Annotated in this window: 11 protein-coding genes; 5 read left to right on the top strand and 6 right to left on the bottom strand. The window is 70.6% G+C overall.

Going from position 1 to position 13,175, the window contains the following annotated elements; genetic code table 11:
• The 5 genes from mlaE to M5C96_RS04940 form a co-directional block, all read right to left on the bottom strand.
• Complete coding sequence (gene mlaE / locus M5C96_RS04960; protein WP_272567584.1) at positions 1-783, bottom strand: lipid asymmetry maintenance ABC transporter permease subunit MlaE; 783 nt, start codon at positions 781-783, stop codon at positions 1-3.
• Entirely contained in the window at positions 780-1,598 is an 819-nt protein-coding gene (locus M5C96_RS04955; protein WP_272567583.1) for an ABC transporter ATP-binding protein, read from the bottom strand. The genes mlaE and M5C96_RS04955 overlap by 4 nt, the downstream gene beginning before the upstream one ends.
• A 205-nt stretch (positions 1,599-1,803) precedes the next feature.
• Complete coding sequence (locus tag M5C96_RS04950) at positions 1,804-2,595, bottom strand: amino acid ABC transporter ATP-binding protein (protein WP_272567582.1); 792 nt, start codon at positions 2,593-2,595, stop codon at positions 1,804-1,806.
• Positions 2,576-3,229, bottom strand: coding sequence for an amino acid ABC transporter permease (locus M5C96_RS04945; RefSeq protein WP_272567580.1), 654 nt, complete (start codon positions 3,227-3,229; stop codon positions 2,576-2,578). The genes M5C96_RS04950 and M5C96_RS04945 overlap by 20 nt, the downstream gene beginning before the upstream one ends.
• Before the next feature lie 191 nt (positions 3,230-3,420).
• Positions 3,421-4,221, bottom strand: a complete 801-nt coding sequence (locus tag M5C96_RS04940) for an amino acid ABC transporter substrate-binding protein (protein WP_272567578.1) — start codon at positions 4,219-4,221, stop codon at positions 3,421-3,423.
• A gap of 360 nt (positions 4,222-4,581) precedes the next feature.
• On the opposite strand from M5C96_RS04940, the gene M5C96_RS04935 reads away from it, so the two are divergent.
• From M5C96_RS04935 to M5C96_RS04915, 5 genes are all read left to right on the top strand, one after another.
• Entirely contained in the window at positions 4,582-5,139 is a 558-nt protein-coding gene (locus tag M5C96_RS04935) for a sigma-70 family RNA polymerase sigma factor (RefSeq protein WP_272569608.1), read from the top strand.
• Positions 5,136-6,113, top strand: a complete 978-nt coding sequence (locus M5C96_RS04930; RefSeq protein WP_272567576.1) for a FecR domain-containing protein — start codon at positions 5,136-5,138, stop codon at positions 6,111-6,113. Before M5C96_RS04935 ends, M5C96_RS04930 begins: the two co-directional genes overlap by 4 nt.
• The gene (locus M5C96_RS04925) at positions 6,113-8,539 is read left to right on the top strand and encodes a TonB-dependent siderophore receptor (protein ID WP_272567575.1); all 2,427 of its coding nucleotides are present in this window, start codon (positions 6,113-6,115) and stop codon (positions 8,537-8,539) included. The genes M5C96_RS04930 and M5C96_RS04925 overlap by 1 nt, the downstream gene beginning before the upstream one ends.
• Before the next feature lie 134 nt (positions 8,540-8,673).
• On the top strand, positions 8,674-10,863 hold the full coding sequence (locus tag M5C96_RS04920) for a TonB-dependent siderophore receptor (RefSeq protein WP_272567574.1): 2,190 nt from the start codon (positions 8,674-8,676) through the stop codon (positions 10,861-10,863).
• Between the two features lie 350 nt (positions 10,864-11,213).
• Positions 11,214-11,492: a hypothetical protein gene (locus M5C96_RS04915; RefSeq protein ID WP_272567573.1), complete on the top strand. Its 279-nt coding sequence runs from the start codon at positions 11,214-11,216 to the stop codon at positions 11,490-11,492.
• Between the two features lie 166 nt (positions 11,493-11,658).
• On the opposite strand, the gene M5C96_RS04910 is transcribed toward M5C96_RS04915, so the two are convergent.
• A complete protein-coding gene (locus M5C96_RS04910; RefSeq protein WP_272567572.1) occupies positions 11,659-13,137 on the bottom strand; it encodes a glutamate synthase subunit beta in 1,479 nt (492 codons plus the stop codon).
• Positions 13,138-13,175: the final 38 nt, after the last annotated feature.

The following is a 13,175-nucleotide window of genomic DNA, read 5'->3' as shown; positions in this document are numbered from 1 at the left end:
TCAAATACTGAACATCAGGGCGGTGAGGACGAAGTCCAGCCCCAGCACGGCGAGCGACGCCATCACCACCGTGCGCGTGGTGGCCCGCGACACGCCTTCGGGCGTGGGCTTGGCCAGGTAGCCCTGCAGCAGCGCGATGAACGTCACGGTGACGCCGAACACGAGGCTCTTGAGCACCCCGTTGCCCACGTCCTTCCACACGTCCACACCGCCCTGCATCTGGCCCCAGAAGGCGCCGCCGTCCACGCCGATCATGAGCACGCCCACGATCCAGCCGCCGATCACGCCCACCGCGCTGAACACCGCGGCCAGCAGCGGCATGGTGAACACGCCGGCCCAGAAACGCGGCGCGAGGATGCGGCGCACCGGATCGACGGCCATCATCTCCATGGCCGAGAGCTGCTCGCCCGCGCGCATGAGGCCGATCTCGGCCGTGAGCGAGGTGCCCGCGCGGCCGGCGAACAGCAGCGCCGTGACCACCGGGCCCAGCTCGCGCACCAGCGACAGCGCCACCAGAAGGCCCAGCGATTCGGCCGAGCCGTAGCGCTGCAGCGTGTAGTAGCCCTGCAGGCCGAGCACGAAGCCCACGAACAGGCCCGACACGGCGATGATGGACAGCGAATAGTTGCCCAGGAAATGGATCTGGTCGCGCACCAGCCCCGGGCGCTGCAGCGTGGGGCCGATCAGGGCCACCAGCCGGCCGAACAGGCGCGCCGCGCGGCCCACGCCGGCCAGGTGGCTGCGCACCGCGAAGCCCACATCGGAAGGACGCCACCAGCTCATCGCGCACCTCCGGGGGTCGGGCCGAAATCCTGCGCCACGTCGGGGCCGGGGTAATGGAACGGCACGGGGCCGGTGGGCAGCGCGTGCACGAACTGGTGCACCAGCGGGTCGCGGCTGGCGCGCACCTCGTCGGGCGTGCCCTGCGCGGCCAAGGTGCCGGGGCCGAGCACGATCACGTGGTCGGCCACGCGGAAGGTCTCTTCCACGTCGTGCGAGACGATGAGGGTGGTCAGGCCCATGGCGTCGTTCAGCTGCCGGATGAGCTGGGCCGCCGTGCCGAGGGAAATGGGATCGAGCCCGGCGAAGGGCTCGTCGTACATGATGAGTTCAGGGTCCAGGGCGATCGCCCGGGCCAGCGCCACGCGCCGGGCCATGCCGCCCGAGACCTGGCTGGGCATGAGGTCGCGCGCGCCGCGCAGGCCCACGGCGTTGAGCTTCATCAGCACGATGTCGCGGATCAGTTCCTCGGGCAGGTCGGTGTGCTCGCGCAGCGGAAAGGCCACGTTCTCGAACACGCTCATGTCGGTGAACAGCGCCCCGAACTGGAACAGCATGCCCATGCGGCGCCGCGCGGCGTAGAGCGTGGCGGCATCCATGCGGCCCACGTCCTGGCCGCCGACCAGCACCTCGCCCTGCTGCGCCCGCTGCTGGCCACCGATGAGGCGCAGCACCGTGGTCTTGCCGCCGCCGGAGGCGCCCATGAGCGCCGTGACCTTGCCCCGCGGCACGGACAGCGAAACGTCGCGCAGGATGTCGCGCTCGCCGTACGAGAACGTCACGTTGCGCAGTTCGACCAGAAGTGGGTGCTCAGGCATTCAAAGGGATGAAGAAGGGGACCAACCGGTGATTGTCGCGGGTCAGGGCAAACCCCGGGCATGCGATGGTAACGCAAACATACATGCATGGATGTTTGCAAAAATCCAGGGGGCGCGAATGCTCATTTTTCGATAGCACTATGCCCTAGTAATAATTGCCTTGGAAGCCGATTTGGCTTGGATTTTACCGGCCACCGAATGCCGGTCAAAGCATGCTGCGAAGAAATGCCTGGGTGCGCGCATGTTGCGGATTTGCGAAAAACGCCGCCGCCGGGGCCGATTCGATCAGCTCGCCCCGGTCCATGAACACCACGCGGTGGGCCACCTCGCGCGCAAAGCCCATCTCGTGGGTGACGACCAGCATGGTCATGCGGTCGCTGGCCAGCTCGCGCATGGTGCGCAGCACCTCGCCGGTCAGCTCGGGGTCGAGGGCGGAAGTGGGCTCGTCGAACAGCAGGATGTCGGGCTCCATGGCCAGTGCGCGGGCGATGGCCACGCGCTGCTTTTGCCCGCCCGACAGCCGGCCGGGAAAGTGGTCGCGCTTTTCGGAAAGGCCCACCTTGGCCAGCAGCGCCTCGGCGCGGGCCACCGCGGCCTCGCGCGGCATGCCGCGCACCACCATGGGCGCCTCGATCAGGTTCTGCAGCACGGTCAGGTGCGGGAACAGGTTGAACGACTGGAACACCATGCCCATCTTGCGGCAGATGCCGCGTACGCGGGCCTCGGGCACGTAGGTGCAGCGGCCCGACGCGTCGGTGGTCGCCAGCGCCTCGCCTTCGATGGCGATGTGGCCGCTGTCGATGGTCTCCAGGTGGTTCAGGCAGCGCAGGAAGGTGCTCTTGCCCGAGCCCGAGGGCCCGATCACCGCCACCACCTCGCCGCGCCCGAGGGTGAGCGACACGTCGCGCAGCACCGGCGTGCCGCCGAAGGCCTTGTGCAGGCCGCGCGCTTCGATCATGGGCACCGCGCCCGCCGCGTCAAGCGTCGTGTCTGGCATAGCGTTTCTCCAGGCGCTGGAAGCCCCAGGTGAGCACCAGGGTCATGGTCAGATAAAAAGCCGCCGCCACGATGAACGGTGTGGTCGTGAAGTCGCGCTGCACGATGCCGCGCGCGGCGCGCAGCAGGTCGTTCAGGGCCAGCACGTAGATGAGGGAGGTGTCCTTGACCAGGGTGATGGTCTCGTTGCTCATGGGCGGCAGGATGCGGCGCACCATCTGCGGCAGCACGATGCGGCGCATGGTCTGCCCGTAGGTCATGCCCAGCACGCGGGCGGCCTCGTACTGGCCCCGGTCCACCGACTGGATGCCGGAGCGGAAGATCTCCGCGAAATACGCCGCGTAATTGAGCGCGAAGGCCACCACGGCGGCGGGAAAGTCCGGCAGCCGCACGCCGATGACCGGCACGAACGGCAGCGCGAAATAGATGAACAGCATCTGCAGCATGAGCGGCGTGCCGCGCATGAGCCAGATGTAGCCGTTGACCAGCGCCGACAGCGGTGCCAGCCGCGACACCCGCGCCAGCGCCAGTGCGAGCCCGAGCGGCACGGCCAGCACCAGCGTGATGGCGAAGAGCTTCAGCGTGACCGCGGCGCCCTGCGCCATCGGCCCCAGAAGGGAGAGAACGTAATCCATCTATGAGCTACGAGAGTCCATGGCTAAACGACTGCGGCCGGCAAGGCCTGCAGCCTGTGCAACTGGCGCGGCCCAAAGCCAGCGGCAGCCGCGCAAGGGCCGCCCCGCCGCGCCGGCTGCGTCCCCCTTCCCGCATCACGCAGTGATGCGAGAGAAGGGGGAAGGCGCGCAGCGCCTCAGGGGGTTGTTCTTTATTTGACGATGTTCTTGCCGAACCACTGGGTGGCGATCTTTCCGGCCGTGCCGTCCTGCTTCATGTCGGCCAGGGCCTTGTCCAGGCGGCCCTGCAGCGCGGTGTCGTCCTTGCGCACGCCCACGCCGTAGTCTTCGGTGCCGAAGTGCTCTTCCAGCACGGCATAGGCGCCGGGCTTCTTGGCCACGTAGTAGCGGCCCACCACTTCATCGACCACCACGGCTTCCAGGCGGCCGGTGGACAGGTCCATCAGCGCCGTCACGTTGTCGCCGAAGGTCTTGAACTCCTTGAACGACTTGAACACGGCGTCTTCCTTCTTGACCGCATCGACCGCGCTGCTGCCCTCCTGCGCGCCCACCACCTTGCCGGCCAGATCGGCCTTGGCCTTGATGGGGGACTGGGCCGACACCACGACGATCTGGTGGTTCTCCATGTACGGCGCGGTGAAGGCGATGTTCTGCTTGCGCTCGGGCGTGATGGTCAGCCCGTTCCACAGCGCATCAACGCGCTGGCCGGACAGCTCGGCCTCCTTGGCGCTCCAGTCGATCGGCTTGAACTCCACCGCCACGCCCATGCGCTTGGCGGCTTCGCGCGCCATGTCGATGTCAAAGCCCACCAGTTCGTTCTTCTCGTCGCGAAAGCCCATGGGCGGGAAGTTGTCGTCCAGGCCCACCACGATCTTGGTGGCTGCGGCCGGTGCGGGGGCGGCGGCCGCAGCGGGCTGCGCGCTGTCGTTCTTGCCGCAACCGGCCAGCAGGGCGCCCAGGGACATCAATAAAACGGCTGCAATCTTTTTCATGGCGTATCGGGTGTTCCAGAGAGACGAAAAGCAATGCGCGCGGCGGCCCGGGACAGCGGGCGACCACGCGCGAAGGGGGTGGGACCAGGCCGGTATTGTCTCCGACCGCGCGAAACGCGCCCCAAGGCGGTGCAGCGCGCGCCAGCAGATGAGAACCAAAATGGCCTGCAGCGCAATCATCACTAGGGCATACCGCTATCATTTAAATATCAAACCAAAACCCGAAGGGTGCACCAGAAGGCATCCCGGCCCGGGCAACGGGTCCGTGGTCGGGCCACCGCCAACGGATGAGATAATGCGACACATTCTCATTGACCGCCCACCGGGCGTTTACCCATCGGATTCCCGCCCGTGGCTCCCGTGTCCGCCGCCCACCACGCCGCCGCGCCCGCCCCCGGGCCGGCTGAAGAGATCGGCCGCCTGTACGGCGCGCACCACCGCTGGCTGCTGGGCTGGCTGCGCGCGCGGCTGGGCTGCCCCGACCAGGCGGCGGACCTGGCGCAGGACACCTTCGTGCGGCTGCTCGCCCACCGGCTGGGCGCCGAGGCCGGCACCGAAGCCGACGCACACGCCGCCACGCCGCGCGAGCCCCGGGCCTACCTGGTCACCGTGGCGGGCCGGCTCGTGGCCAACCACTTTCGCCGGCTGTCGCTGGAGCGCGCCTGGCTCGACGCGCTGGCCACGCTGCCCGAGGCGCAGTTGCCCTCGGCCGAGCAGCACGCCATGGCCCGCCAGGCGCTGCACCGGCTGGATGCGGCCCTGGCCGGCCTGCCCGAGCGCGCGCGGCGCGCCTTCCTGCTGTCGCAGATCGAGGGGCAGGACTACGCCCGCATCGCCGCCACGCTGGGCGTGACCGAGCGCAGCGTCAAGCGCTACATGGCGCAGGCCTTCGAGGCATGCATCCTGGCGGTGGATTGAACCCCGCCGCCGCACCCCTGCCCCCGGACCGCGCCGCCGTGCGCGCGGCGGCGCAATGGCTGGCCCGGCTGCATGCCGGCGACGCCACGGCGCAGGACCACGCGGCCTGCGAGCGCTGGCGCACCGAACACCCCGAGCACGAACGCGCCTGGCAGCGCGCGCAGCGCATGCAGGCGCAGCTGGGCCTCGTCAGCCCACCGCTCGCGCAGGCCGTGCTGGGCCGGGCGCGCGGCAACGGGCGCCGCCGTGCGCTGCGCGCGCTCGGCGGCCTGGCCGTGGCGCTGCCCGCCGCGCACCTGGCCTGGCGCCAATGGGGCGAGGCCTTCACGGCCGACCACTACACGGCGCGGGGCGAGCGCCGCGACCTCGTGTTGCCCGACGGCACGCGCCTGTGGCTCAACACCGCCACGGCCATCGACGTGGCCTATTCGCCCACGCAGCGCACCGTGCGGCTGCTGCACGGCGAGGTGCTGGTGCAGACCGGCGCGGACGCCGGCGCGCCCGGCCACCGCCCCTTCGTGCTCGCCACGCGCGAGGGCGAACTGCGCCCGCTGGGCACGCGCTTCGTGGCGCGCGACGCGCCGGACGGCTGCCGGCTCACGGTGCACGAAGGCGCCGTGGCCGTGCGCACCTTGCAGGGGCTGGCGCAGACCGTGCCGGCCGGGCAGGCGCTGCGCTTCACCGCCGGCCGGATCGCGCCGATCGCGCCCGCCGACCCGTTCGCCGGGCGCTGGACCGAGGGCCTGCTGGTGGCGCGCAACCAGCCGCTGGGGGAGTTCCTTGAAGACCTTTCCCGCTACCGCGCCGGCGTGGTGCAGTGCGACCCGGCCGTGGCCGCGCTGCGCATCACCGGCGCCTTCCAGATCGACCGCAGCGACGCCGTGCTCGACGCCCTGCCCCGCACCCTGCCGGTGCGCGTGGCCTGGCGCACGCGCTACTGGGCGCGGGTGCTGCCGGCGGCCGTGCAGGACTGATGGCCGGGCTGCGCACGCGGTCGGGCTGCCTGGCGCTGTGCCTGCTGGCGGGCGCGGCCGCGGCGCAATCGCCGGCCCCCGCGCCACGGGCGGTCGAACTGCCCCCGGGACCGCTGGCCGACCGGCTGCCGGCCCTGGCGGCGCAGACCGGGGCCTCGGTGCAGGCCGATGCGGCGCTGCTGCGCGGCCTGCAGGCGCCCGGCGTGGCGGGGCGGTTCACGCCGACCGAGGCGCTGGCGCGGCTGCTGGCGGGCACGGGGCTCGCGGCGGCCGAGGAGGCGCCGGGCGTCTTCGTGCTGCGGCCCGCAGGCGCAATGGCCACCGCGCCCGCGTCGGCCCTGCCCGGGCCGGACGCCGCCGTGCTGCCCGTGGTGCGCGTGACCGCCCTGCGCGAGGCCGGGGGCACCGACGCCGCCCTCTGGAGCGGCAACGGGCGCGGGGCCGGCGCCGCCACGCGCACGTCCACGCCCGCGCTCGCGGTGCCGCAAGCCCTGTCCACCCTGCCACGCCCGACCTTGGACGCCCTGGGCGCCACGCGCCTGGACGACGCGCTCGACTACGTGCCCGGCGTGTCGCGCCAGAACGACTTCGGCGGCACCTGGGACAACATCGCCCTGCGCGGCTTCGCGGGCCACGAAGACACCGGCATGAGCCTGCTGCGCAACGGCATGGCCGGCAACCGGGGCTACAACGCGCCGCGCGACACGGCCAACGTGGAGCGCTTCGAGTTCCTGCGCGGGCCCGTGGCGGCGCTGTACGGCGTGTCCGAGCCCGGCGGCACGCTCAATGTGGTGACGCAGCCCGCGCCGTGGGAGCCGCTGCGCACGCTCGAGGCAAGCCTGGGCCGCTGGAACGCACGGCGCGCCGTGCTCACGCTGGGCGGCCCGCTGGATGCTTCGGCAGGCACCGCGCCGGAGTCGGGTGAACCCGCGCGCATCGCCTACCGCCTCACCGCCGTGGCCGAGGACAAGGGCAGTTTTCGCGAGCACGTGCGCACGCGCCGCGAAATGCTGGCGCCGGCACTCACCTGGCGCCTCGCCGAGGCCACCACGCTGCGCTACGACGGCGAATGGCTGCGCCAGCGCGCGCCGCTGGACCGGGGCGTGGTGGCGCTCGGCGCGCAGGTGAGCACCGTGCCGGTCACGCGCTTCTACGGCGATCCCGGCGACGGCGACCTGGCCATGGTCAACCAGACGCACCAGTGGCTGCTGGACCACGCCCTGGCCCCCGGCTGGCGCTTGCATGCGGGCCTGATGGCGCGGCGCGGCACCATGGTGGGCTTCACCACCTACGGCCACGGCTACGGCGAAGCGCTGGCCGACCTGGAGGCACGCGGCTGGCTGTGGCGCCAGCGGCGCTGGCGCGACTTCGCCTCCAGCGACCGCTCGGGCCAGCTCGATCTGCAGGGGCAGTGGGAGGCGGGCGGCCTGCGGCACACGCTGCTGGCGGGGATGGAGGTGTTTCGCTTCCGGCTCTCGCAGGTCATGCAGCAGTCGCCGGCCGGCACCTGGCAGGCCGATGGCATCGACGTGCGCCAGCCCGTGTACGGCGACGAGCGGCCGGCGACGCAGGATTTCCTGTCCACCGACGAGCACCAGCGCGGCCTGGGCCTGTACCTGCAGGACCAGATCGAACTGGCGCCGCGGTGGCAGGCGCTGCTGGGCCTGCGCCACGACCGCTTCCGGCAGGCCGTGGACGACCGGCTGGCCGGCGGCACGCGGCGCCAGTCGCAGGGCGCCCTGTCGCCGCGCGCGGGATTGACCTGGCTGCCCGTGCCGGGCTGGGCGGTGTATGCCAGCGTCGGCGCCTCGTTCCGCCCGAACGTGGGCGTGGACGTGCAGGGCGGCGCCTTCGCGCCCGAAAAAGGGCTGGCGAGCGAGATGGGCGTGAAGTGGCAGCCCGCCGAGGACCGGCTGTCGGCGTCGCTGGCGCTCTACGACATCACCAAGCGCAACGTGCTCGTCACCGATCCGCAGCATCCGGACCACAGCGTGGCCGCCGCGCGCGTGCGCAGCCGGGGCGTGGAATTGGAGCTGGCGGGTAGCCCCGTGGCCGGCTGGACCGTGGTGGCCGGCGGCGCGTGGCTGCAACAGGCCCTGCCGCAGTTCCCGCGCGCCAGCGGCAGCGTGCTGCTGGTGCGCGAATGGGCGCTGGGGGGCGGCGGCGGCGCGGGAGCGCACACCCTCGGCCTCGGGGGCGGGCTCACCCACGTGGGCGAGCGCACGGGCGACGCCGGCTCGCCACGGCTACCCGCCTACACCACCGCGCGGCTGCTGGCGCATTGGCAGGCAGGGCCAGCGCTGCGCCTGTCGCTGCAGGTGGACAACGTGTTCGACAAGCGCTACTACGCCAGCGCCTACAACAGCGTGTGGGTGGTGCCGGGCGCACCGCGCCACATCACGTTCACGGCACGGCACGCGTTCTGACCGGGGTGTAGGCGCAGGCGGGGGTGGGAGTGGGAGTCGGGGCCCCGGGACGGGCACGAAAAAAATCGCGCGGACCGTGTCCCTTTTTCCGCCGCCGCGTGTCTTGTCTGGCATACCACCAACGAGAGAGCACCATGCACCGCCCTTCGGCCACCGGCCAACGCCTCCATTTTTCCGCCACCGCCCGTGCGCCCGGCGCGCCGCGCCGCTCGCTGCTGGCCGCCGCCAGCATCGCGGCCCTGGTGCAGGGCGCCGCCCTGCCCGCCTTCGCCCAGGTACCGGCCGCCGAGCCGCAGCTGCCCGCCACCGAGGTGGTCGGCCGCCAGCAGTCCGGCCAATACCACGCCCAGGAATCGGAGGGCGCGACCAAGACCGACACGCCGCTGCGCGAGGTGCCCCAGGCCGTGCGCGTGGTCACGCGCCAGCTGGTCGATGACCTGGGCGCCCAGCGGCTGGACGACGTGCTGGACTACGTGGCCGGCGTTTCTCGGCAGAACAACTTCGGCGGCATCTGGGACAACGTGGCCATGCGCGGCTTCGTGGGCCACGAGGACATGGGCATGAGCCTGCTGCGCAACGGCATGCCGGCCAACCGCGGCTTCAACGCGCCGCGCGACACCGCCAACGTGGAGCGCTTCGAGTTCCTCAAGGGCACCATGGGCGCGCTGTACGGCAACAGCGAACCCGGCGGCACGGTGAACGTGGTGACCAAGCAGCCCCTGTTCAAGGCGGCGCACTCGATCGAGGCCTACTACGGCACGCACGATGCCAGGCGCATGGCGCTGGACAGCACCGGCCCGCTGAACGGCAGCGCCACCGAGCCCGCCACGCTGGCCTACCGCCTCAACGTGTCGGTGGAGGACAAGGACAGCTTCCGCGACTTCGTGCACAGCCGCCGCGAGCTGATCGCCCCCGCCATCACCTGGAAGCTCGGCCTCGACACCGTGCTGCGCTACGACGGCGAGTGGCTGCGCCAGCGCGCGCCGCTCGACCGGGGCGTGGTCTCGGTCAACGGCCAATTGGGCGCGGTGCCCACCTCGCGCTTTTACGGCGAACCCGGCGACGGCGACATCACCGTGGACAACCAGACGCACCAGTTCTTCCTGGAGCAGGCGCTGTCGGCCGATTGGAGCCTGCGCGCCGGCCTTCAATACAAGCGCAACTCGCTGGCCGGCCTGGCCAGCGAGTCCCACCAATACGGCCCGGCGCCCTGCCAGACCTCGGTCGAGGCCAGCGGCTGGCTGTGCCGCCGGCTCATCCGCCGCGACTTCCGGTCCGACGACACCACGGTGCAGCTCGACCTGAACGGGCGCCTCACGACCGGTGCCTTCCAGCACGAGCTGCTGGTCGGCGCCGAGGTGTCGCGCTTCGACATGGACCAGACCATGCTCACCCAGGCCGGCGGCGGCCGCTTCGGCTACGGCATCAGTGTGGCCAACCCGGTGTACGGCGCCGCCGCGCGGCCCGCGCTCACGGCCCGCGCCATCGACCGCACGGTGGACGACCGCACCACCGCCTTCTACGTGCAGGACCAGATCAGCCTCACGCCCCAGTGGAAGCTCCTGGCCGGCGTGCGCCACGACCGCTACCGCGGCGAGATCGACGAGCGCAGCACGGGCCGCGTCACCACCCAGGACCCGAGCGCCACCTCGCCGCGCCTGGGCCTGACCTGGCTGGCCACGCCCGAGGTGTCGGTGTACGCCAGCGCCGGCCGATCGTTCCGCGCGCAGGCCCAGACCACCGCGTCCGGCCAGCAGATCCAGCCCGAGATCGGCACCGCGCGCGAGCTGGGCATGAAGTGGCAGAGCGCCGATGCGCGCCTGGGCGGCAGCGTGGCGCTGTTCGACATCAGCAAGCGCAACACGGCCACCTGGGACGACGACGGCGTGTACCTGGTGCCGGTGCCCGGCAAGGTCCGCAACCGGGGCCTGGAGGCCGAACTGGCCGGCTGGGTCGCACCCGGCTGGCGCGTGGCGCTGAGCTACACCTACCTGGACGCCGACCCGCTCATCACCCAGTTCGCCCGCCAGAGCGCCAGCGCCTTCGTCACGCACGAGATGGCGCTGGCCGGCGGCGGCCTGCTGGGCGTGGGCGGCGGCTTCACCCACGTGGGCGAGCGCCGTGGCGACACGGGCGAACCGCGCCTGCCTGCCTACACCGTGGCCAAGCTGACCACCTACTGGAACCTGGACAAGCGGCTGCGCGTGTCGCTGGACGTGGACAACCTGTTCGACAAGACCTACTACCACAGTGCCTACAACCGCGTCTGGGTCATGCCGGGCAGCCCCCGGCAGGTGACGGTGGGCGTCCAGTACAAGTTCTGATTGCACGGGGCGCGGCGCCCGCGCGGCCAGGAGCGGCCAGGAGCGGCCAGGGGCGGCCAAGGGCGACCGGGAGAAACCCTGGCCTTCCCCGGGCCTTTGCGCGACGGGGAACAGGGCGCGCGGGGGGCGCCTGGGGAAGGGGCCGATTTCAGGACTTTTCAGGAATTCTCAGACCCGATTAAGGCCAGAAAGAGGGCCGGTCGCCAGAATGCGTTGGCGGGATACGGGCCAGGAATGCTTTTGGATTCAAGCCCTCGTTTCCTGCCAACGAGGGAGGAATCGCCAGGAACGGAGGCTCGCACGTTCGTGGAATCGACCAAACAGCGACCAAACCCAAGAGGATGCGCGACATGTCTAACAATCTGGCAGGCGGCTGGACCAGCTTCAACTTCGATTTGACCGCGGAAGCCAAAAAAGTCTTCGCGGAAGCCGTGACCCTGGTGGGCACGAAGTACACGCCATTCGCCTTCGCGACCCAGGTCGTGGCGGGCACCAATTACTCGTTCCTGTCGCAAGCGCAGAACGTCGTGCCCAATGCGCCCGTTCGCGTGGTGAAGCTCCACATCTACCAACCCCTGCCGGGCCAGGGCCAGCCACACATCACGCAGATCATCGAGATCACCCCCTGAACACGGAGAGGGAGAGAGGGAGAAAAGAAAGGCAGGTCACGCGGCCCACGGCTGCAAGGCCCTGTACTTTCCAACAAGGCGACGATGCCGAAGCCCCTGCCGATCCGGCAGGGGCTTTTTTTATGCCCGCCCTGCCGCCGCCCTGCGATGGGGCCGGCGGCAAGCCTCAGCGCGGCAAGTCGGAGTACCCCATCAGGAACTCGTCCACCGAGCGCGCGGCCTGGCGGCCTTCGCGGATGGCCCACACCACCAGGGACTGGCCCCGGCGCATGTCGCCCGCGGCGAACACCTTGGGCACGTTGGTGGCGTAGCCGCCGTCGAAGTCGGTGGTGGCCTTGGCGTTGCCGCGGGCGTCCTTGTCCACGCCGAAGGCGTCCAGCACCTGAGCGACGGGGCTCACGAAGCCCATGGCCAGCAGCACGAGGTCGGCCTTGAGGACCTGCTCGCTGCCGGCCACCTCGACCATCTTGCCTTCCTTCCATTCGACGCGGACGGTCTTGAGGCCGGTGACCTTGCCCTTCTCGCCCAGCAGTTCCTTGGTGGAGATGGCGAACTCGCGCTCGCAGCCCTCCTCGTGGCTGGAGCTGGTGCGCAGCTTGATCGGCCAGTAGGGCCAGGTCATGGAGCGGTTCTCGATCTCGGGCGGCTGGGGCATCAGCTCGAACTGCGTGACGCTCACGGCGCCGTGGCGGTTGCTGGTGCCCACGCAGTCGCTGCCGGTGTCGCCGCCGCCGATCACGATGACGTGCTTGCCGTCGGCGCGCAGCTGACCCTTGAGCTTGTCGCCCGCGTTGACCTTGTTCTGCTGGGGCAGGAACTCCATCGCGAAGTGCACGCCGTCCAGGTCGCGGCCCGGCACGGGCAGGTCGCGCGACTGCTCGGCGCCGCCGGTCAGCAGCACGGCGTCGAAGTCCTTTTGCAGTTGCTCGGGCGTGATGGTTTCCTTGGCCCAGTTGGTGACCTTGGAGCCCTTGCCCAGGCCGTCCTTGGCGGCGCCGATGAACACGCCGGTGCGAATGGTGACGCCCTCGGCGGCCATCTGCTCGGCACGGCGGTCGATGTGCGACTTCTCCATCTTGAAGTCGGGAATGCCGTAGCGCAGCAGGCCGCCGATGCGGTCGTTCTTCTCGAACAGGGTCACGTCGTGCCCTGCGCGCGCCAGTTGCTGGGTCGCCGCCATGCCGGCCGGGCCGGAGCCGACCACGGCGACCTTTTTGCCGGTCTTGTGCTTCGGGGGCAGGGGCTTGACCCAGCCCTCGGCCCAGGCGCGGTCGATGATGGCGTGCTCGATGGACTTGATGCCCACCGGGTCGTCGTTCACGTTGAGCACGCAGGCGGCTTCGCAGGGCGCGGGGCAGATGCGGCCGGTGAACTCGGGGAAGTTGTTGGTGCTGTGCAGCACCGCGATGGCGCTCTTCCAGTCCTGCTGGTACACTAGGTCGTTGAAGTCCGGAATGATGTTGTTGACCGGGCAGCCGTTGTTGCAGAACGGCGTGCCGCAGTCCATGCAGCGCGCGCCCTGGATCTTGGCCTGCGCGTCATCCAGGCCGATGACGAATTCCTTGTAGTGCTTCAGGCGCTCGCCGACAGGCTTGTAGCCCTCTTCGATGCGCTCGAATTCCATGAAGCCGGTGGTCTTTCCCATGATGTCTGTCCTTGAATCGTTGAATGCGGTGCGGGTGG

This window comes from Acidovorax sp. GBBC 1281, from assembly GCF_028473645.1.
GTDB lineage: Bacteria > Pseudomonadota > Gammaproteobacteria > Burkholderiales > Burkholderiaceae_C > Paracidovorax.
This window is presented reverse-complemented; position numbering and strand designations above follow the sequence as displayed.